Origin of the sequence: Streptomyces triticagri (assembly GCF_003429565.1) — a bacterium.
In the GTDB taxonomy this organism is placed as follows: Bacteria; Actinomycetota; Actinomycetes; order Streptomycetales; family Streptomycetaceae; genus Streptomyces; species Streptomyces triticagri.
Genome location: NZ_QUAK01000102.1, coordinates 16,687 through 36,607, shown reverse-complemented (window position 1 = coordinate 36,607; position 19,921 = coordinate 16,687). Strand labels below are relative to the sequence as shown.

16 protein-coding genes are annotated in these 19,921 nt (G+C 70.6%); 6 read left to right on the top strand and 10 right to left on the bottom strand.

The features are described 5' to 3' along the window. Positions 1-83: 83 nt before the first annotated feature. The 5 genes from DY218_RS18850 to DY218_RS18830 are packed head-to-tail and all read right to left on the bottom strand — an operon-like array spanning position 84 to position 6,724. On the bottom strand, positions 84-1,019 hold the full coding sequence (locus tag DY218_RS18850; RefSeq protein ID WP_128557241.1) for a dihydrodipicolinate synthase family protein: 936 nt from the start codon (positions 1,017-1,019) through the stop codon (positions 84-86). Further along, complete coding sequence (locus DY218_RS18845; protein ID WP_128557240.1) at positions 1,016-2,074, bottom strand: oligopeptide/dipeptide ABC transporter ATP-binding protein; 1,059 nt, start codon at positions 2,072-2,074, stop codon at positions 1,016-1,018. Before DY218_RS18845 ends, DY218_RS18850 begins: the two co-directional genes overlap by 4 nt. After that, on the bottom strand, positions 2,071-4,101 hold the full coding sequence (locus DY218_RS18840) for a dipeptide/oligopeptide/nickel ABC transporter permease/ATP-binding protein (RefSeq protein WP_128557239.1): 2,031 nt from the start codon (positions 4,099-4,101) through the stop codon (positions 2,071-2,073). The genes DY218_RS18845 and DY218_RS18840 overlap by 4 nt, the downstream gene beginning before the upstream one ends. After that, the gene (locus tag DY218_RS18835) at positions 4,101-5,060 is read right to left on the bottom strand and encodes an ABC transporter permease (protein ID WP_128557238.1); all 960 of its coding nucleotides are present in this window, start codon (positions 5,058-5,060) and stop codon (positions 4,101-4,103) included. The genes DY218_RS18840 and DY218_RS18835 overlap by 1 nt, the downstream gene beginning before the upstream one ends. Before the next feature lie 38 nt (positions 5,061-5,098). Continuing rightward, positions 5,099-6,724, bottom strand: coding sequence for an ABC transporter substrate-binding protein (locus DY218_RS18830; RefSeq protein ID WP_233521703.1), 1,626 nt, complete (start codon positions 6,722-6,724; stop codon positions 5,099-5,101). 339 nt (positions 6,725-7,063) lie between these two features. On the opposite strand from DY218_RS18830, the gene DY218_RS18825 reads away from it, so the two are divergent. Together DY218_RS18825 and DY218_RS18820 are read left to right on the top strand one after the other, a co-directional pair. Then, on the top strand, positions 7,064-7,831 hold the full coding sequence (locus tag DY218_RS18825) for a FadR/GntR family transcriptional regulator (protein WP_128557237.1): 768 nt from the start codon (positions 7,064-7,066) through the stop codon (positions 7,829-7,831). Then, positions 7,828-9,750, top strand: coding sequence for a beta-galactosidase (locus DY218_RS18820; protein ID WP_233521702.1), 1,923 nt, complete (start codon positions 7,828-7,830; stop codon positions 9,748-9,750). The genes DY218_RS18825 and DY218_RS18820 overlap by 4 nt, the downstream gene beginning before the upstream one ends. An 18-nt stretch (positions 9,751-9,768) precedes the next feature. Here DY218_RS18820 and DY218_RS18815 read toward each other — a convergent pair whose 3' ends face one another. Continuing rightward, the gene (locus DY218_RS18815; RefSeq protein ID WP_233521701.1) at positions 9,769-10,722 is read right to left on the bottom strand and encodes an ArsR/SmtB family transcription factor; all 954 of its coding nucleotides are present in this window, start codon (positions 10,720-10,722) and stop codon (positions 9,769-9,771) included. A 180-nt stretch (positions 10,723-10,902) separates the two neighbouring features. Between DY218_RS18815 and DY218_RS18810 the strand changes: the two genes are divergently transcribed. The 3 genes from DY218_RS18810 to DY218_RS18800 all read left to right on the top strand — a co-directional run bounded on the left by DY218_RS18810 (position 10,903) and on the right by DY218_RS18800 (position 14,755). Then, positions 10,903-12,747, top strand: coding sequence for a helix-turn-helix domain-containing protein (locus tag DY218_RS18810; RefSeq protein ID WP_128557234.1), 1,845 nt, complete (start codon positions 10,903-10,905; stop codon positions 12,745-12,747). A gap of 371 nt (positions 12,748-13,118) precedes the next feature. Then, positions 13,119-13,907, top strand: coding sequence for a DNA repair protein RecO (gene recO, locus DY218_RS18805; RefSeq protein WP_128557233.1), 789 nt, complete (start codon positions 13,119-13,121; stop codon positions 13,905-13,907). Positions 13,908-13,939: 32 nt separating this feature from the next. After that, entirely contained in the window at positions 13,940-14,755 is an 816-nt protein-coding gene (locus DY218_RS18800) for an isoprenyl transferase (protein ID WP_128557232.1), read from the top strand. A gap of 129 nt (positions 14,756-14,884) precedes the next feature. Here DY218_RS18800 and DY218_RS18795 read toward each other — a convergent pair whose 3' ends face one another. The 4 genes from DY218_RS18795 to DY218_RS18780 form a co-directional block, all read right to left on the bottom strand. Continuing rightward, complete coding sequence (locus DY218_RS18795) at positions 14,885-15,289, bottom strand: Fur family transcriptional regulator (protein WP_128557231.1); 405 nt, start codon at positions 15,287-15,289, stop codon at positions 14,885-14,887. A gap of 122 nt (positions 15,290-15,411) precedes the next feature. Further along, complete coding sequence (locus DY218_RS18790; protein ID WP_128557230.1) at positions 15,412-16,308, bottom strand: metal ABC transporter permease; 897 nt, start codon at positions 16,306-16,308, stop codon at positions 15,412-15,414. Beyond that, positions 16,308-17,090, bottom strand: a complete 783-nt coding sequence (locus DY218_RS18785) for a metal ABC transporter ATP-binding protein (RefSeq protein ID WP_128557229.1) — start codon at positions 17,088-17,090, stop codon at positions 16,308-16,310. The genes DY218_RS18790 and DY218_RS18785 overlap by 1 nt, the downstream gene beginning before the upstream one ends. 41 nt (positions 17,091-17,131) lie before the next feature. Next, positions 17,132-18,160: a metal ABC transporter substrate-binding protein gene (locus DY218_RS18780; protein ID WP_128557228.1), complete on the bottom strand. Its 1,029-nt coding sequence runs from the start codon at positions 18,158-18,160 to the stop codon at positions 17,132-17,134. 192 nt (positions 18,161-18,352) lie between these two features. Between DY218_RS18780 and DY218_RS18775 the strand changes: the two genes are divergently transcribed. Then, positions 18,353-19,732, top strand: coding sequence for a glycine--tRNA ligase (locus tag DY218_RS18775; RefSeq protein ID WP_128557227.1), 1,380 nt, complete (start codon positions 18,353-18,355; stop codon positions 19,730-19,732). The last annotated feature ends 189 nt before the right edge of the window (positions 19,733-19,921 follow it).

Here is a 19,921-nt window from a genome sequence, read left to right as displayed (position 1 = left end):
GCCCCGCCCCTTCCCGAAAGCCCTGCCGGGCGGGCCTCCTCAATCGCCGGAGGGGCTCCTATGGGGGCGGGGCCGGGGATCTTTCAAAGGAGTCCGGCAGCCGCCAGATACTTGCCCACGGCGGCGACCTCGGATGCAGACAGCGGAAGCTGAGGCGCGGCCGTCAGGGGACAGGCGATGACCCCCCGGAGGTACAGCGCCGCCTTGAACGCCCCGAGCGCCGAGGACGACCGCCCCATCCGGGCCGGATCCCCGACCCCCACCATCCCGAACAGCCCGCACAACCGCTCCTGCTCGGCCCTGGCAAGGGCCCACTCGCCCGCCACACACAGCCGGTGCAGCCGCACATACCCCGCAGGGTCGACGTTGCCGAGCCCCGGCACCACCCCTGCCGCACCCATCGCGAGCGCACTGTCCACCGTCAGCTCACTCCCGGTCAGCACACTGAACCCGTCCACGTCCGCCCGCGACCGCGCCCCGAGCACCACGGACCGGAACCCGCCCTCGTCCCCCGACGAGTCCTTCAGACCGGCGAGCACCCCCTCCGCGGCCAGCTCGAGCACCAGCTCGGCGCCCAGCTTCGAGTGCACCGACACCGGCAGGTCGTACGCGAAGAGCGGTGCGCCCGTGCGCCGGGCGATCAGCCTGAAGTGCTCGGCGATCTCGGCCGGATGGGTCCGGGTGTAGAAGGGCGCCGTGGCCACCAGCGCGTCCGCGCCCGCCGCGAGCGCCGTCTCGGCATGCCGCACGACCCGCAGGGTCGCGGTGTCGATGACCCCGGCGAGCACCGGCACCTGACCCGCCACATGCCGCGTCACCGTCTCCACCACGAGTCTGCGGTGCGCATCCGGCAGGAACGCCACCTCGGAGGTCGAGCCGAGCACGAACAGGCCGTCCACCCCTGCCTCGAGGAGATGATCGACGAGGGCCACGAGCGACGCCGTGTCCACCTCGCTGTCCGGCGTCAGGGGAGTGCAGACGGGCGGGACGACACCGTTCAGCGGGGCGGGAATGGTCATCGGCACTCCTTCATGGCCGTGGCGGCGGCCGTTTCCGTGGCCGCTGCGGCGGCCTGGCTGACGAGCTCGTGCGTCGACTGGCCGTCGTCCACCGGGTGGTGGCAGCGGAACCGGTGGCCCGCATCCGCCTCGCCGACCTCCGGCATCCGCTGTGCACACACCTCGTCCGCCCGCCAGCAGCGGGTACGGAACGGGCAGCCGCTCGGCGGCCGGGTCGCCGACGGGACCGGACCCACCAGGGGGATCGGGTCGATCGGATCGAGCAGCCCGGGCGTCGCCGAGAACAGGGCGCGGGTGTACGGATGCCGGGCCCGGTCGAGACCTTCGTCGGCCGGCGCCTCCTCCACGATCCGGCCCAGATACATGGTGATCACGCGGTCGCTCATCCGGCGCACGGTCTGGATGTCGTGGGACACGAAGAGCAGGGCGAGCCCGAGCCGTTCCTTGAGGTCGAGCAGCAGATTGAGGATCTGGGCGCGGACCGAGACGTCCAGGGCGCTGGTGGGTTCGTCCGCCACCACGAGTTCCGGCTCGAGGGCGAGCGCGCGGGCGATCGCCACCCGCTGGCGCTGACCGCCGGAGAGCTGCGCGGGCAGCGCCTCGGCCAGCACCTTCGGCAGCCCGACCAGATCCATCAACTCCCGTACCCGCTCCTCCCGTTCGGGTGGATCCCCGCGCCGGTGCACATCGAGCGGATCGCGCAGGATCTGCCGTACGGACAGCCGCCGGTTGAGGGCCGTGGACGGGTCCTGGAAGATCATGCCGGTGCTGCTGCCGACGGCCGTACGGCGCTCCGCGGAGGGCATCGTCCACAGATCGCGGCCGCGGAACGCCACCGTGCCGGCGGTCGGCCGCTGCACTCCCACCAGCACCTTGGCGAGCGTCGACTTGCCGCAGCCCGACTCGCCCACCACGCCGACCGTCTCACCGGCCGCGATCTCCAGGTCGGCGCCGGTCAGGGCGTACACCCGGTCCCGGGAGAAGAGTCCGCCGGAGCGTGCCCGGTGCACCACATGGGCGTCGGACAGCGTGATCAACTGCTCCTGGCCGGTCACTTGACGGCCTCGCTTCCCCTGGGTTCGGGCACGGTCAGGGTGACCGCGGGACGGTGGCAGGCCGCCGAGTGCGCCCGGCCGGCGCCGAGCAGTTCGGGGGCGGTGGTCCGGCAGACCTGCACGGCCTGCGGGCAGCGGTCGGCGAAGCGGCAGCCGGCCGGGAAGTCGGCGGGCGACGGCACCACGCCCTTGATCTGGGTGAGCCTCCCCGGTCCGCTCGACGCTCCCGCGGCCGACGCCTCGAGGGAGAGCACCGAGCCGAGCAGACCGCGGGTGTAGTGGTGCGCCGGGGCCTCCACCAGATCCGCGGTGACGCCGGTCTCGACGATCTGGCCGCCGTACATCACCACCACCCGGTCGGTGACGTCCGCGACCAGCGCGAGGTCGTGCGAGACCAGGATCAGGGCGAAGCCCAGCTCCTCGCGCAGCCGCAGCAGCAGCTCCATGACCTGTGCCTGCACCGTCACATCGAGTGCGGTGGTCGGCTCGTCGGCGACGATCAGCTTGGGGTCGCGGGACAGCGCGAGGGCGATCAGTACGCGCTGGCGCTGGCCGCCGGACAGCTCGTGCGGGTAGCTGCGCAGGGTGCGTTCGGGGTCGAGGCCGACCAGTTGCAGGAGCTCGGCCGGGGTGCGCCGGCCGCCCCTGCGGACGACCTGTTTCAGCTGGGCGCGGATCGTCATCGCCGGGTTCAGGGAGGAGAGCGCATCCTGGTAGATCATCGCCATGTCGTGGCCGAGCAGCCGGCGCCGGGTGCGCATCGGCAGGCCGAGCAGCTCCGTGCCGTCGAAGGTGACGCTGCCGCCGATGCGGGCGCCGCCCGGCTGCAGGCCCATCACCGTCAGGGCGGTCAGCGACTTGCCGCAGCCGGATTCGCCGACCAGGCCCAGGATTTCACCCGGCCGTACGTCGAATCCGATGCCGTCGACCACATCGACGCCGCCGTGCCGCTGGTCGAAGCCGATGGCCAGATCCCGCACGGTGAGGACCGGTGGGCCCGACGGCAGCGGTCTGGCGCGGGCCCGCAGCCGGGCCGCCGCATCGGAGAGTCCCGGCAGTTCGAGGACCGTGCCGGAGCCGGCCTCCGGTGCCTCGAGCCGGTCCTCGGCGCGCGCCTCTTCCGTGGGCAGGTCACGGGCGGCGGGCGCGGCCCAGGCGTCCGAGACCCCCTCGGCCAGGACGTTCAGGGCGAGCACCGTGATCAGCATCAGGAGGCCGGGGAAGACCGTCGCCCACCAACCGCCGATCAGCACCATGTTCTTGCCGTCCGCGATGACGCTGCCCCAGGACGGGTCGGGCGGCCGCACCCCGGCGCCGATGAACGACAGCGAGGCCTCGAAGACGATCGCCTCCGCGACCTGCACGGTGCAGAACACCAGGATCGGCGCGGCACAGTTGATCGCCACATGCTTGATCACGACGTGCGGGGTGCGGGCCCCGATGATCCGCTCGGCCGTCACATAGTCCTCGCCGTACTGGTCGAGCACGTTCGCCCGTACCACCCGCGCGATGGGCGGTACGTAGAGGAACGCGATGGCGCAGATCAGCACCGGGATGCCGCCGCCGAAGACGGAGACGAGGACCGCCGCGAGCGCGATGCCGGGGAAGGCCATCACCACGTCGAGGCAGCGCATCAGGGTCTCGTCGACCGCCTTGCGTGAGGTCGCGGCGATCGCCCCGAGCAGCGCGCCGACGAGCAGTCCGAGCAGGGTGGCGCCGAGCCCGATGGCGAGCGACCAGCGCGCCCCGTACATCAGCCGGCTGAGGATGTCCCGGCCGAGGCTGTCCTGCCCCATCCAGTGGTCGGCGGACGGATGACCGTTGCCGCCGGCCTGGGCGGCCTGGTCCAGCGGATCGTGCGGTGCGAGCAGCGGCGCGAACACGGCCATGAGTACGACGAGGGCCAGGACGGCGAGGCAGATCCGGGAGAGGAGCGGCAGCCGCTTCAGGCCCCGGACGCGCACGCCGGGCCGGGCCAGCTTCTCGGTGAGGCGTTTGCGGGTGAGGAGGGCGGCAGGCGTCGGCATCAGGCGGCACTCCTCAGACGCGGATTGACAAGCAGATGGAGGATGTCGATCAGCAGATTGACGATCACGAAGCCGACCGCCGTGGTGATCACCACGCCCTGGACGACGGCCGGGTCGCCGTTCTTGACCGCGTCGATCATCAGCTTGCCCATGCCGGGCAGCGAGAAGATCGTCTCGATGACGACGGCGCCGCCGAGCAGATAGCCGACTCTGAGGCCGAGCACGGTCAGCGGGTTGATCAGTGCGTTGCGCAGCACATTGCGGCCGACCACGACGACCGGCGGAAGGCCGCTGCCGATCGCGGTGCGTACGTAGTCCTTGTCCAACTCCTCGACGACCGCGGTCCGTACGATCCGGGTGAGCTGCGCGGCCACCGGCAGCGACAGCGCAAGGGCGGGCATCGTCATCGTCTTCAGCCAGCCGCCGAACGAGTCCGCCGGATTGACGTACCCACCGGTCGGGAACCAGCCCTGCCCCACGGCCAGATACTGGATCATCAGCAGCGCCAGCCAGAAGCTCGGTGCCGCGACTCCGGTCAGCGAGACGACCCGGATGATCTGGTCGGGCAGCCGGTCGCGGTGGATGGCGGCGGTGATGCCGAGCACCAGGGCAAGGACGACGGCGATGGCGAGCCCGAGGAAGGTCAGCTGCAGGGTGAGCGGAAGGGCGGTCGTGACCTGGTCCAGGACCGGCGTCCTGACCAGCACACCGGTGCCCATGTCGCCCTGCAGCAGATCACCGACGAACGCCACGTAGCGCACCGGCAGCGGGTCGAGCAGGCCGTTCTCCTCGCGGAACCGCTGCAGCTGCTCGGGTGTCGGGTTGGCGCCCTGGAAGAACGCCGAGGCCGGATCGCTGTCCGAGAAGCGCATGACGAGGAAGACGAAAAGCACGATGCCGAGCATCAGCGGTATCAGCAGGGCGACACGACGGACCAGGATCCTGGCGATCGCGAGCACGTACGGCTCCTTGGACGGGAATCTGAGGACGAAGCGGGTCAGCCCGCGGGCTTGGACTGCAGCACGTTGATGCCGGGATAGGCCTGCGGGCGGACTCCGGTGAGCTGCTCGGGATTCCAGGCCGTGACCAGTTCGTTGTGGACGACCGGATAGATCACCGCCTGCTCGGCGACGAGGTCGATGTACTCCTGCGTCATCGCCTTCTTCTTCGCCGCGTCCGGTTCCCTGGTCGCCTGGTCCATCAGCTTGAAGAGCTTCTTGGCCGCGGAGTTGCCGGCCCAGCGCGCGTACCCCATCCACAGGTTCTCGGGGCCGTAGTTGTAACGCATGATCAGATCGGCGTCGAGGCCGAACTGGTTGGGATTGGAGGCCGCCGCGACCACCTGGAAGTCCTTCTTCTGGTCGAGCTTGGTGAAGACCGCGGTGGTCTCCTGCGGGTCCAGATCGGTCTTCACGCCGATCGCGTCCCAGGAGGCCTTGATGGTCGGCAGACAGTCCACGATCCAGCTGACGTTGACCGCCATCAGGTCGATGGTGAGGCCGCTGACGCCGGCCTCCTCGAGGAGCTTCTTGGCCTTCTCCGGGTCGTGGCCGTAGACCGTCTTCGCCTTGCGGTAGGTGGGGTTGTCCACGTTGAGGAACGAACTGGCCGCCCTGCCCCGGCCCTTGAGCGCGACCTCGATCATCTTCTCGGTGTCGATGGCGTAGTGCAGCGCCTGCCTGACGCGCACGTCGTCGAAGGGTTTGTGTGCGGTGTTGAACAGCAGGAACATGTGGTTCATCCCCGCCCCGCCCTCGACCTTCAGGCCGTCCTTCTTGAGCTGGGCGATGTTGGCGTACGGGATGTTGTCGGCGATCTGGGCGTCCGCGCTGCCGCCGGAGATCTTCGCGACGCGGGGCGCGGCGTCCACGATCGTCAGCCAGTTCATCTTCTTGAAGGCGGCCTTGCGGGGGCCGTTGTACTTCTCGTACGCGGCGAAGGTGGTGTTCGACTTCGGGTTGTGCGCGGTCATCCGGTACGGGCCCGAGCCGACGGCCGTACCGGTGGTCGCCTTGTCCCAGCCGCCCGGCTTGCCGAACACATGCTTCGGCATGATCTTCGCGAGGGTGAGCCGGGGAGCGCCGTCCGGGAAGGGGAACTTCAGGACGAGCTCGACGGTCTGCGCGTCGACCTTCCTGACCTCCTTCAGCCAGGCGGCGAAGAAGCCCTGGGCGAGCGTGGTGGTCCCGGTGTCGAGGATCCGGTCGAAGGTGAAGACCACGTCGTCGGCGGTCACCGGCTTGCCGTCGTGCCAGCTGGCGCCCTCGCGCAGGGTGAAGCGCCAGGTGGTGGCGCCGAGGTCCGCGGGCACCTCGGTGGCCAGTGCGGCGTACGGCTTGCGGTCGATCGGGTCCGTGTCGAGCAGGCCCTCGTAGATGTGGTGATTGGCTGCCATGCAGAAGGCCGAGGCCGTCTGGGTGGGGTCCCAACTGCCGTCGTTGCCATAGCCGATGACCGCGGTGAGTGTCTCGCTGCCGCCCTTGCCGCCGCCGTCGGTGTCCGTGGTCGACTTCGGGCCGCCGGAGCACGCGGACAGGGTCGTGGTGACGGTGGCGGCCGCGCCGAGTGCACCGGTGTACTTGAGGAAGGACCGGCGGGCCGCAACCGGATTCAGGTCGCTCACAGTGCTGCCTCCATGGCGGAAGGGGCGTCCCCGTGCTGCCGGGTGCGGGCGGCGGGGTACGAAGAACGTGTCGAGGGCAGGCAGGCGAGGACGAGGGTGGGTCCGGTGAGCGCCACGCGTGTGCTGCGGCTCGGAGATCCCACGTCCTACGTCTGGAGGTAGCGCGACCATAGGAGGGCGGGCGCGGGCGGTCAAGGGATCGTGCAGATCTGCTGGTTGGCCCTCCACCGCATCGGACTGTCGCCGTACACAAGGCTGTTGGGGCCGTCGTACGTGCAATGAGCATGAGTTGCCGCAGACGTGGGACGTAGGATGTTCACTGCCCTTACGATGTGCCGCATGTCGGACGAGCCGAGGAATGCCACGGTGCCGGCTGCCCGGGAACGGCGCGTGGGCAGCCGGATCCAGCGTCAGGTCATGCAGCTGATCCTCGACCGAAGACTGCGCCCCGGTGAGCCGATGCCCACCGAGACCGAGCTCATGGACACCCTCGAGGTCAGCAGGAACTCGCTGCGCGAGGCCCTCAAGGCGCTCCAGGCGCTGGACATCGTCGAGATCAGACACGGACACGGCACCTACGTCGGCCAGGCCTCGCTCAGCCCGTTCGTGGACGGACTCACCTTCCGCACCCTGGCCCGCGACGCCTGGCGCACCCCGAGGGCCAACTCCAGCGGCGACACCCAGGCGCTCGGTGAGATCCTCCAGGTCAGAGAGGTCCTCGAGGAAGGTCTCATCCGCCGCGTCGCCGAGACCCTGGACGACCGCGAGCTCGACGAACTCGACGCCGTCGTCCGCCGGATGGAGGCCGCGGGCCGGGCCGGCGAGGCCTTCCCGGAGCTCGACCGCGAATTCCACGAGAAGCTCTACCGCTCCCTGGGCAACGCCCTGGTGCCGCAGCTCCTCGCCGCCTTCTGGAACGTCTTCCACCGCGTCGCCGGCGTCCGCGGCTGGACCGAGGACCCGGCGCCCTCCGTCACCGCCCGCCGCCACCGCGAGATCCTCAACGCGCTGCGCGCCCGCGACGTCGAGCAGGCACAGCGCGCGATGGCCGACCACTTCCGCGGCATCGAGGCACGCGCCTGGCAAGAGACCCTGGGGGTCAAGTGAACGACCGGCTCCGCCACTTCCACGACCGGCTCGGCTCCCTCGCCTACGGCGGCGACTACAACCCCGAGCAGTGGGGCCCCGACGTCCACGCCGAGGACACCGAACTGATGCGGAAGGCCGGCGTCAATCTCGCCACCGTCGGCATCTTCTCCTGGGCCAAGGCCGAACCGGCCCCCGGAACCTACGAGTTCGACTGGCTCGACACCCACCTCGACCGCCTGGCCGGCGCCGGCGTCCGGGTCTGCCTCGCCACCATGACCGCGTCGCCGCCCGCCTGGCTGGCCCGACTGCACCCCGAGACCCTGCCGGTCCTGGAGGACGGCACCCGCCTGTACCCCGGCTCGCGCCAGCACTGGTGCCCCTCCAGCCCGGTCTTCCGCGACCGCGCGACGCGCCTGGTCGAACAGCTCGCCGCCCGGTACGCCGACCACCCCGCGCTCGCCCTGTGGCACATCGGCAACGAGTACGGCTGCCACATCTCCCGGCACTGCCACTGCGAGGTCTCCACGGCGGCGTTCCGCAACTGGCTCCGGGAGCGCTACGGCACCGTCGACGCACTCAACGACGCCTGGTGCACCGACTTCTGGGCCCAGCGCTACGGCGACTTCGAGGAGATCCACACACCCCGCAGCGCGCCCTCGTTCCGCAATCCGGCACAGCAGCTCGACTACCGGCGCTTCAGCAGCGACGAGCTGCTCGCCTGCTACCTCGCCGAGAAGCAGGTCCTCGACCGGCTCACCCCCACCGTCCCGGTCACCACCAACTTCGTGCCCGTCGCCCGCACCCTCGACCTGTTCCGCTGGGCACCGCACCTGGACGTCATCTCGTACGACTCCTATCCCGATCCGCACGACCCCGACTCCGCACATGGCACCGCCTTCGCCTACGACGTGATGCGCGGCCTCAAGGACGGACAGCCCTGGCTCCTGATGGAACAGGCGCCGAGCGCCGTCAACTGGCGTCCGCGCAACGGCCGCAAGCCGGACGGCCGGATGCGCCTGGACAGCTGGCAGGCGATCGCGCACGGGGCCGATTCGGTGCTCTTCTTCCAGTGGCGCCAGTCCCGCGGCGGCGCCGAGAAGTTCCACTCCGCGATGGTCCCGCACGGCGGGCCCGACACCCGGATCTTCCGCGAGGTCAGCGCACTCGGAGCCGAACTCGCCGAGCACCCCGGCCTGTTCGGCTCGCTGCCCGAGCGCGCGGACGCCGCGCTGCTGCTCGACTGGCCCAGCTGGTGGGCCCTCGAACTCGACGCGCACCCCAGCTGCGACGTCACCCTCCTGGACACCGCACTCGCCCACCACCGGCCGCTGTACGACGCCTCGGTCGCCTGCGACATCGTGCCGGCCGACGGCGAACTCGGCCCGTACCGGCTGCTGATCGTGCCGAACCTGTACTCCGTGAGCGCCGCCACCGCCGCCCGGATCGCCGACTGGGTACGGGCCGGCGGCACCCTCGTCATGTCGTACTTCTCCGGGATCACCGACGAGCACGACCGGGTGCATCTCGGCGGTTACCCGGCGCCGTTCCGCGAGGTGCTGGGCCTTCGGGTCGAGGAGTTCGACCCGCTGCCGGAGGGCACGACACTGCCGCTCGGCCCCGACGGCGGCACCGCGTCGATCTGGTCCGAGGACATCGTCCTGGAGGGCGCCGAACCGGTGTTCTCGCTCGGCGACGGCCGCCCCGCCGTGACCCGCCACCCGTACGGCGACGGCACCGCCTGGTACCTCGCCACCCGGCCCGATCCGGCCACCCTGCGCACCCTGATGGACCGGATCCGCTCCGAGGCCTCGGTCGAGCCGACCGAACCCGGCCTGCCCGAGGGAGTCCAGGTCCGCACCCGGATCGCCGCCGACGGCCGCCGGCTGCGGATCAGGCTCGACCGCCGGGACGGCTCGGTGACCGTCTCCGACGGCTGAACGGCCCTGCAGCGCCCGTCAGTTGGACCGAAGCAGCGCCGTACCGAGCGGCGTCAGAGCGTGCCGGACCACATTGCGCTGCCGCACGCTCGACACCAGTCCCGCACTGCGCAGCACGGTGGCGTGCTCACTCGCTGTGGACAGCGCGACCCCGGCCCGCTGCGCCAGCTCCGTCGTGGTGCAGTCGCTGCTCAGCGCCTCAAGCACGGCGGCCCGGGTGTGCCCGATCAGCTTCGCCAGACAGGGATTGAGCGACGCCGGCGGTTCGGGGACGCCCTGCTTGCCGTCCGCGGACGCTGCGTAGACGAGCACCGGCGGCAGATCCTGGTCCGCGAGCGCGACCGGCCCCTTGCAGAAGTACGAGGGCACGAGCAGCAGTCCGCGGCCGTCCAGATGGAGATCGCGGTCCACCGGATAGTCGACCTCGAGCACCGGCGACTGCCAGCGCATCGACGGACCGTACGTCCGCAGCATCGCCTCCGCGCCGCCCTGCCACAGCGCGTGCAGCCTGAGGGCGCGGTCGGTGGCGGTGCGCCGGGTGATGCGTGCCCACTGCGGTCCGAGCGCCGTGTTGTGGTACTCGCGCAGTGAGCCGGCGAGACGCCGCAGGGACCCCGGCTCGCCGTCGGCGAGCGAACGGGTCCACGGCGCAGGTCTGTTGCGGCCGGTCAGCCTGGTGAGTTCGGTGCGCAGCCGGGCGCGGGGCGTGCTCAACACCGCGTCCAGGCCGGCGTCGAGCCCGGCGGTGCCGGCTCCCGGCGTGAGGAAGTCCGGGAAGTAGCCGCGCGGTGGTACGAGCGGAAGGAGCATGCTCAGCGGCCGGGTCAGCGCAGCGGTCCGCCGGCCGGCCAGGACCGGGTCGGGACAGCGCTCCTGCAGGCTGTGCAGGCTCAGGACCGTCTCCCAGAGTGGATCGGCTCCGTCCGCGACCTGGGTCCTGGCGAGGTCCTCGGCGGTGAAGTGGATACGCATCACGTGGTGTTTCCCCCGATGGTCGTGCGGTCGCCGATCCCCCGAACGGCGACCACTCGACCGTCCCCCGCCGGTGGCGCTCCTGGCAAGAGGGCGCGCGTCCCCTTGGGACGATGGGACGCCCACCGCCGCACTGCCTGCTATGTTCTGGCCGCGTGGGACGGAGGGAGGTGCCCCGGAATGGACGAGGAAACCGAACTCGCGTACCACTTGCGGCAATTGAAGCAGCGCTGCGGTCGCAGCTACACGGCACTCGCGCACCGGACCGGACTCAGCCGTTCCGCACTGCACCGGTACTGCCAGGGCCCGCACGTTCCGCCGGAATTCGCCACGGTGGAGCGCATCGCCCGGGTCTGCGGGGCCACGCCCGAGGAGCTCGACGCGCTCTACACGGCCTGGTCCCGGCAGCGGGTGACGGATTCGTCCGGGTCGGCGGATACGTCCGGGCCGGCGGACGGGGCCGGCGTACCGCCCGGTGGTGACGGGGAACCGCCCGGTGCCGACGGTGTACCGCCCCGTGCCGACGCCGAGAACCCCGCCGCCGACCGTGAGCCCCGAAGCGCCGCCGCCCCGGACGAGCAGCACCCGGACACCGCCACGCCCACCCACTCACCGGGCGACCAGGACAACCGCCCCCGCCCTGCGGCCCCATGGGCCTCCCCGCGCAGCTGGCCGCGCCGCGCGGTGATCGCCGTCCTGGCGCTCCTCTGCGCCGCGGTCACCCTCTCGCCGCCGGACCGCCCGCCGGCCGGGACCGGCCCGTCTTCCGGGCCGCCGATCCCGCACTACACCGGCGACGCATGGTCGGACACCCCCGAAGCCCTCGACCCCGAGTTCATCGGCATGACGATGAACACCGACACCGGCCGGATGCCGGACTTCCGGGTGGGTGGCGTCCGGCTGTGGGAGAGCGAGACCCGCTGGGGTCAACTGCAGCCCGAGCGCGACCAGTTCTCCTGGACGGTGCTCGAACGCATGGTGGACGGCGCCGAACGCCGGGACCTGCCCGTCCTGTTCACCTTCGGCGGCACACCCGGCTGGGCCGCACCCGAGGGCGACATCACGCCGTACGGGGACGGCACCCGCACCGCACCGCCGGACGACCTGGACGACTGGGACCGCTTCGTACGCGAGATCACCACCCGCTACCGTGGCCGGATCGACGCCTACGAACTGTGGGACAACGCCGGCTCCCGCTCCCACTACGCCGGCGACATGCCGACCCTCGCCGAGATGGTCCGCCGGGCCCACCGGATCATCGCCGACACCGATCCCGACGCACTCCTCGTCTGCCCCTCCTTCGGCCGGCTCTGGCACCGCGAAGGCCGGGCGCTGCTGAGGGAGTTCACCCGCACCGGCGCGTACAAGTACTGCGACGCCGCGGGCGTCAAACTCCATCCGCGCCGGGCCGACGGACCGCCCGAGGAGATCATCGAGCTCGCGGCGCGGGTCGACCGCACCCTCTACGCCGAGGACCAGGCGATGCGGCTGTGGAACACCGGCCCCGGCAAGGACGTCGTCACGGCCCCGCCCCTCGACGACCGCACGGCCCAGGACTATGCGGTGCGCTTCTACCTGGCCGGCATGTACGCGCACCACTACCAGAAGGTCGACCGGATGTATTTCTACAGCTGGGGAGGGAGCACCCGGATCCCCCTGATCGTCCAGCCGGCCGGCGGGGCACCCACCGAGGCCGGCCGCCGGATCGGGCGGCTCGCCGGCTGGCTCTCCGGCACCGGCATCGCCGCCTGCGGATCCGGCCGGGACGTACAGCTGCCGGAGGGTGTGTACGAATGCTGGTTCAGGAAGGACGCCGGTGAGGGCCGCAAGAGCCGCTGGCTCGCGGTCCGCTGGACCCGGGACGGCGTCACGAGCGGCCGCGCCCCGGGCGCGACCACGCTGCGCCGCATGGACGGCAGCACCCGGAGCCTCCGCCCCGGCGACCGCATCGAGTACGGGCCGTCCCCGGTCCTCCTCGAGTACGCCACCGGCCGCGGCCGACCTGCCGCCCGAGACGGAGGCTGATCCCGCCTCCGGCAGCGGGCCCCGCGCACGCGAACGCCCGGCCCCCGCCTGAAGAGGGCCGGACATCCGGAACGCCAAGGATCCCGCCCCGCACAGGACGCGGCCACCTGTTTCGGCCGTGGCCGAAAGACGCAGCGTGGACCGGGTTCCGGCCCCAGGGCCTGTCTTCACATTCCCGCCTGCCCCGCGACGCCTGGCACGTACTCTCGCCGCACCGGCCGAAAGCCCAAGTACGGTCCAGTACGAGTGCTTCCGGCCGGCACGGCGAGAGCACGCACCAGACGCCGCGGGGCCGCCCTCCGGGCGACGGCGGGAATGTGAAGACAGGCCCTGGCCATCGGCCGGCCCGTGCGGCGCGCGACAATGGGGCCATGAGTCTGTTCCGGGACGACGGCATCGTGCTGCGGACGCAGAAGCTGGGTGAGGCCGACCGCATCATCACGCTGCTGACCCGCGGCCACGGCCGGGTGCGCGCCGTCGCACGGGGTGTGCGCCGCACCAAGTCGAAGTTCGGCGCACGACTCGAGCCGTTCAGCCACGTCGATGTGCAGTTCTTCGCGCGCGGCAGTGAACTGATCGGCCGCGGACTGCCGTTGTGCACCCAGAGTGAGACCATCGCTCCGTACGGTGGCGGCATCGTCGCCGACTACGCCCGCTACACCGCGGGTACCGCGATGCTGGAGACCGCCGAGCGCTTCACCGACCACGAGGGCGAGCCGGCCGTGCAGCAGTATCTGCTCCTGGTCGGCGGACTGCGCACGCTCGCCCGCGGCGAGCACGCCCCGCACCTCGTCCTCGACGCCTTCCTGCTCCGCTCCCTCGCGGTCAACGGCTACGCGCCCAGCTTCGGCAGCTGCGCCAAGTGCGGTATGCCCGGCCCCAACCGCTTCTTCTCCGTCGCCGCGGGCGGTGTGATCTGCCAGGAGTGCCGCGTACCGGGAAGCGTCGTACCCTCTGCGGAGGCCGTCGCCCTGCTCGGTGCGCTGCTCACCGGGGACTGGGAGACGGCCGACGCGTGCGAGGCGCGGCACGTCCGGGAGGGCAGCGGCCTGGTGTCGGCGTATCTGCACTGGCACCTGGAGCGCGGTCTGCGCTCGCTGCGCTACGTGGAGAAGGCCGAACGGCCGGAACGGCCCGAGCGGGCCGACAGCAAGCAGTAACGACCATCCAGCACCTGGGAGCGAGAAACCACATGGCAGTACGCGGGATTCTGGGACGCGGGCGTCGCGACTACAAGACCCCCGACCCGCACCCCTCCGGCGCACGGCCGCCCCAGCTCCCCTCGGAGCTCGTGCCGAACCACGTGGCCGTCGTCATGGACGGCAACGGCCGCTGGGCCAAGGAGCGCGGACTGCCGCGCACCGAGGGTCACAAGGTCGGCGAGGGTGTCGTACTGGACGTGCTCAAGGGCTGCCTGGAGATGGGCGTCAAGAACCTCTCCCTGTACGCCTTCTCCACCGAGAACTGGAAGCGCTCGCCCGAAGAGGTCCGCTTCCTGATGAACTTCAACCGCGATGTGATCCGGCGCCGGCGCGACGAGATGGACGAGCTCGGCATCCGGATCCGCTGGGTCGGCCGGATGCCCAAGCTGTGGAAGTCGGTCGTCCAGGAGCTCCAGGTCGCCCAGGAGCAGACGACGAAGAACGACGCGATGACGCTGTACTTCTGCGTCAACTACGGCGGGCGGGCGGAGCTTGCCGACGCGGCGCGGCGGATGGCCGAGGACGTGGCCGTGGGGCGGCTCGATCCGTCGAAGGTCGGCGAGAAGACGATCCAGAAGTATCTGTACTACCCGGACATGCCGGACGTCGACCTCTTCCTCCGTCCCAGCGGGGAGCAGCGCACGTCCAACTACCTCATCTGGCAGTCCAGTTACGCCGAGATGGTCTTCCAGGACGTCCTGTGGCCGGACTTCGACCGCCGCGACCTGTGGCGCGCGTGCGTCGAATACGCTTCCCGAGACCGCCGCTTCGGCGCGGCCCCGCCTCCGCTCTCCGGCGGGGAGTGATCACCCCACCCCGCCCCTTCCCGAAAGTCCTGCCGGACGGGCCTCCTCAATCGCCGGAGGGGCTCCATTGGAGCCCCTCCGGCGATTGAGGAGATTCGGGAAGGGGCGGGCTGGGGAACAAACGCCGGATCACGCGCAGTCCGCACACGTGCCGAAAATCTCCACGGTGTGCGCTACGTTCACGTAGCCGTGTTCCGCCGCGACGGACTCCGCCCACTTCTCCACCGCAGGCCCTTCGACCTCGACGGCCTTCCCGCACACCCGGCACACGAGGTGATGGTGGTGCTCACCGGTCGAGCAGCGCCGATAGACGGACTCCCCGTCATGGGTGCGCAGCACATCGACCTCACCCGCATCCGCGAGCGACTGCAGCGTGCGGTAGACGGTCGTCAGACCGACCGAGTCACCGCGGTGCTTGAGCATGTCGTGCAGGTCCTGTGCGCTGCGGAACTCGTCCACCTCGTCGAGCGCCGCCGCCACCGCGGCCCGCTGCCGGGTCGAGCGTCCGCGTACGGGTGGTCCTGCGGTTGTCACCGTCGTCGCCTCCTCACCTGATGCTGACCGGTCATTGTGCCAGGTCGCCCGGCGACCCGGGGCTGCGTGTTAGGCATGCCTCAGTTCACCGCGCGGAACCGACCGGATGCAACCGGTGTGGCTCAGACCCGTACGTCGTCCGCCGTGCTCCGCGCGGGCGGCAGCGGACAGCTGTCCGGGTCCGGTCCGGACGCCGCCGCGTCCCGCGCCCGCCGCCGGGCCAGCGGCGTGGCGACGGCCGCGAGGACCAGGAACACACCGATGGACAGCAGGACGATCGCGGCACCCGAAGGGGCGTCCACGTAGTAGGTGGTGACCGTGCCGGCCACCGAGACCGCGACACCGATCGCCATCGCGAGCCCGAGCGTCGCCGCGAATCCGCGGGTCACCCGCTGGGCGGCCGCCACCGGGATCACCATCATCGCGCTGACAAGGAGCAGTCCGACGATCCGCATCGCCACGGTCACCGTGACCGCAGCGGTGACGGCGATCAGCAGATTGAGCAGCCGCACCGGAAGCCCGGTCACCCGGGCGAACTCCTCGTCCTGGCAGACGGCGAACAGCTGCCGCCTGAGCCCCACCGTGATCGCGATCACGAATGCGGCGAGCACACAGATCGCCGTGACGTCCTCGGGAGCCACCGTGGTGATCGAACCGAAGAGGTAGCTGGTGAGATTGGCCGTCGAGCCGTTCGGCGCCAGGTTGATGATCATCACGCCGCCGGCCATACCGCCGTAGAAGAGCATGGCGAGCGCGATGTCCCCGCTGGTCTTCCCGCGGGAGCGGATCAGCTCCATGCCCACCGAGCCGACCACGGCGACGAGCGTCGCCATCCACACCGGGCTCGCGTTCATCAGGAACCCGAGCGCGACACCGGTCATCGCCACATGGCCGATACCGTCGCCCATGATCGCCTGCCGCCGCTGCACCAGATACGTGCCGATCGCCGGAGCCGTGACACCGACAAGCAGCGCGGCGATCAGGGCCCGCTGCATGAAGGCGTAGTCGAGGATCTCCATCAGGTCAGCAGCCCCGTCCGGATCGGTTCGGCGCCTTCGGGCGCATGCGGATGTACGTGGTCGTGGCCGGGCAGCGCGTGCTGGCCGACCGCCTCCGGGGGCGGTCCGTCGTGCGTCACACAGCCGTCGCGCAGCACCACCGCGCGGTCGATCAGCGGCTCGAGCGGCCCGAGTTCGTGCAGCACGAGCAGCACCGAGGTGCCGGCCGCGACCTGCTCGCGCAGCGTGCCGGCCAGCACCTCCTGGCTGGCCAGGTCCACCCCCGCCATCGGCTCGTCCATGATCAGGAGTTCGGGTTCGCCGGCGAGCGCGCGGGCGATCAGGACGCGCTGGTGCTGTCCGCCGGAGAGTGCGTTGACCGAGTCGCCCGCCCGGTCCGCCATGCCGACGAGCTCGAGCGCACGGTCCACCGCCCGCCGGTCCGCCTTGCCGGGCAGCCGCAGTCGGGTACGGGAGAGGCGGCCCGCCGAGACCACCTCGCGCACCGTCGCGGGCACACCGGACGCGGCCGTCGTGCGCTGCGGTACGTACCCGACGCGCGCCCAGTCGCGGTAGCGCCGCAGCGGGGTGCCGAACAGCTCCACCGACCCGTCCGTCAGCGGCACTTGGCCGACCGCGGCCCGTACCGCGGTGGACTTGCCCGAGCCGTTCGCGCCGAGCAGCGCCACGACCTCGCCGCGGGCGACCGCCAGATCGATGCCGCGCAGCACCGGCCGCGAGCCGAGCGTTGCCCGCGCACCGGACAGGGCGAGTACGGGCTGCGGTTCGTCCGCTGCGGGCATCGGTGCACCTTTCGTGGCCGGGCGCGCCCCGGGGGAGTGGCTCACTTGGCGCCCAGGGACTTCTCGAGCGCGCTCAGATTGGCCCGCATCACACCGAAGTAGTCGTCGCCGCGCGACTGGTCGTTGATCCCCTCGATCGGGTCGAGCACATCGGTCTTCAGACCGGTGTCGGAGGCGAGGGTCTTCGCGGTGCGGTCGCTGGCGAGGGTCTCGAAGAAGATCGTGGAGACCTTGTCCTCGCGGGCGATCTTCTGGAGCTCCTTCATCCGCGCGGGGCTCGGCTCGGACTCGGGGTCGACCCCGGCGATGCCCACCTGCTCGAGGCCGTAGCGCTCGGCGAGATAGCTGAACGCGGTGTGTGTGGTGATGAAGGTCTTCGTCCGGGTGTTCTTCAGGCCGTCCTTGAACTCCTGGTCCAGGGTGCCGAGTCGGTCGGTGAGCTTCTCGGCGTTCTTCTCGTAGTACGAGGCGTTGTCCGGGTCGGCCTTGCCGAGCGCCTTGCCGACGCCCTCGGCGATCTCGCCGTACTTCACGGGGTCGAGCCACACGTGCGGGTCGGCGGCGTTCTCGTCGCCGTGGTCGTGGTCGTGCTCCTCGCCCTCGTGGGCGTCTGCGTCTGCGTCCTCGTCGTCTCCGTGGTCCGCCTCGCCCTCGTGGCCCTCTTCGCCGTGGTCGTGCCCGTCGCCGGGGCCGTGCTTCTCCAGGGAGGTGAGCTCCGCCGCGTCGACCGGGTGCTTCGCACCGGACTGCTCGACCGCCTCGTCCACGGCGGGCTGCAGGCCCTTCAGATACAGCACGACGTCGGACTCGCCGAGCATGCCGGTCTGCTGCGGGGATATCTCCAGGTCGTGGGGCTCCACGCCGGGCTTGGTGAGGGTCTGTACGTCGACGTGCTTGCCGCCGATCGTCTCGGCGAGGTACTGCATCGGATAGAACGACGCCACCACATCGAGCTTGTCGCCGCTCTTGCCGTCGGCGGCGCCGGCACCCGAGCAGGCGGAGACGGTGAGCAGGCCGAGTGCGCTGATTCCGGCGACGGCGGCGGTGGGTATGAGGCGTCGTACGTTCATGACACTCATTTTCAACTATTTTGGAAACGGTTGTCAACAAGAGCTGATCGGCGCCAAGGGGGACCGATTTGATCCCGGGGGTGGCGCCGCCGGTAACCTGAAGGCTTCGCCCACCCGACGTCCGTCCCCGCTCGGCACGACAGGCGCCGGGCGCCGCACTTCAACATCGTCCGCCGTAATGAAGAGAGCACCGTGGCCGCCGACAAGATCGACACCATCGTCAGCCTGAGCAAGCGCCGTGGCTTCGTATACCCCTGCAGCGAGATCTACGGCGGCCAGCGCGCCGCCTGGGACTACGGACCGCTGGGCGTCGAGCTCAAGGAGAACCTCAAGCGCCAGTGGTGGCGCTACATGGTCACCTCGCGTGAGGACGTCGTCGGTATCGACTCTTCGGTGATCCTGGCGACCGAGGTCTGGGTGGCCTCGGGTCACGTCGCCACCTTCACCGACCCGCTCACCGAGTGCACGGCCTGCCACAAGCGCTTCCGGGCCGACCACCTGGAGGAGGCCTTCGAGGCCAAGCACGGCCGGCTGCCCGAGTCGCTGGCCGAGGTCAACTGCCCCAACTGCGGCAACAAGGGCCAGTTCACCGAGCCCAAGCAGTTCTCCGGCCTGCTCTCCACGCACCTCGGCCCGACCCAGGACTCCGGCTCGGTCGCGTACCTGCGTCCCGAGACCGCACAGGGCATCTTCACCAACTTCGCCCAGGTCCAGCAGACTTCGCGCAAGAAGCCGCCGTTCGGCATCGCCCAGATGGGCAAGTCCTTCCGGAACGAGATCACGCCGGGCAACTTCATCTTCCGCACCCGTGAGTTCGAGCAGATGGAGATGGAGTTCTTCGTCAAGCCGGGTGAGGACGAGACCTGGCACGAGTACTGGATGGAGCAGCGCTGGAACTGGTACACGGGCCTCGGCCTGCGTGAGGAGAACATGCGCTGGTTCGAGCACCCGAAGGAGAAGCTCTCCCACTACTCCAAGCGCACCGCGGACATCGAGTACCGCTTCCGCTTCGGCGGCTCCGAGTGGGGCGAGCTGGAGGGCGTCGCCAACCGCACGGACTACGACCTGGGCGCGCACGCGAAGGCCTCCGGCCAGGATCTGTCGTTCTTCGACCAGGAGGCCGGCGAGCGCTGGACCCCGTACGTCATCGAGCCGGCGGCCGGTGTCGGGCGGGCGATGCTCGCCTTCCTGCTCGACGCGTACACCGAGGACGAGGCGCCGAACGCCAAGGGCGTGCTCGAGAAGCGCACCGTGATGCGTCTCGACCACCGGCTCGCTCCGGTCAAGGTCGCGGTCCTGCCGCTGTCCCGCAACCCGCAGCTGTCGCCGAAGGCGAAGGGGCTCGCGACGGCGCTGCGGCAGAACTGGAACATCGAGTTCGATGACGCGGGGGCGATCGGGCGCCGTTACCGGCGCCAGGACGAGATCGGGACGCCGTTCTGTGTCACGGTCGACTTCGACACGCTGGACGACAATGCGGTCACGGTTCGTGAGCGGGACACGATGAAGCAGGAGCGGGTGTCTCTCGACCAGATCGAGGGGTACCTGGCGCAGCGACTCGTGGGCTGTTAGCCCTCGGCCCGTTCAGGGCCAATCTTTCAGCCGGTCCGGCGTTTGAGGACGAGGCCCGTTCAGGGCCAATCTCAGCCCGTCCGGCGTTTGAGGACAAGGCCCGTCCAGGGCCGTTGCGGTTCCAGGCATCGGCCTGGCGGCCTCGTCCTCAAACGCCGGACGGGCTGGATTTTGGCCTGGACGGCCTCG

What these genes read in the sequence shown, in the direction of transcription:
- DY218_RS18840 (WP_128557239.1), bottom strand. Translation starts at nt 4,101, where the DNA reads ATGCCGACGCCTGCCGCCCTCCTCACCCGCAAACGCCTCACCGAGAAG.
- DY218_RS18825 (WP_128557237.1), top strand. Translation starts at nt 7,064, where the DNA reads ATGTCGGACGAGCCGAGGAATGCCACGGTGCCGGCTGCCCGGGAACGG.
- DY218_RS18790 (WP_128557230.1), bottom strand. Translation starts at nt 16,308, where the DNA reads ATGGAGATCCTCGACTACGCCTTCATGCAGCGGGCCCTGATCGCCGCG.
- DY218_RS18815 (WP_233521701.1), bottom strand. Translation starts at nt 10,722, where the DNA reads ATGCGTATCCACTTCACCGCCGAGGACCTCGCCAGGACCCAGGTCGCG.
- DY218_RS18850 (WP_128557241.1), bottom strand. Translation starts at nt 1,019, where the DNA reads ATGACCATTCCCGCCCCGCTGAACGGTGTCGTCCCGCCCGTCTGCACT.
- DY218_RS18785 (WP_128557229.1), bottom strand. Translation starts at nt 17,090, where the DNA reads ATGCCCGCAGCGGACGAACCGCAGCCCGTACTCGCCCTGTCCGGTGCG.
- DY218_RS18780 (WP_128557228.1), bottom strand. Translation starts at nt 18,160, where the DNA reads ATGAACGTACGACGCCTCATACCCACCGCCGCCGTCGCCGGAATCAGC.
- recO (WP_128557233.1), top strand. Translation starts at nt 13,119, where the DNA reads ATGAGTCTGTTCCGGGACGACGGCATCGTGCTGCGGACGCAGAAGCTG.
- DY218_RS18810 (WP_128557234.1), top strand. Translation starts at nt 10,903, where the DNA reads ATGGACGAGGAAACCGAACTCGCGTACCACTTGCGGCAATTGAAGCAG.
- DY218_RS18800 (WP_128557232.1), top strand. Translation starts at nt 13,940, where the DNA reads ATGGCAGTACGCGGGATTCTGGGACGCGGGCGTCGCGACTACAAGACC.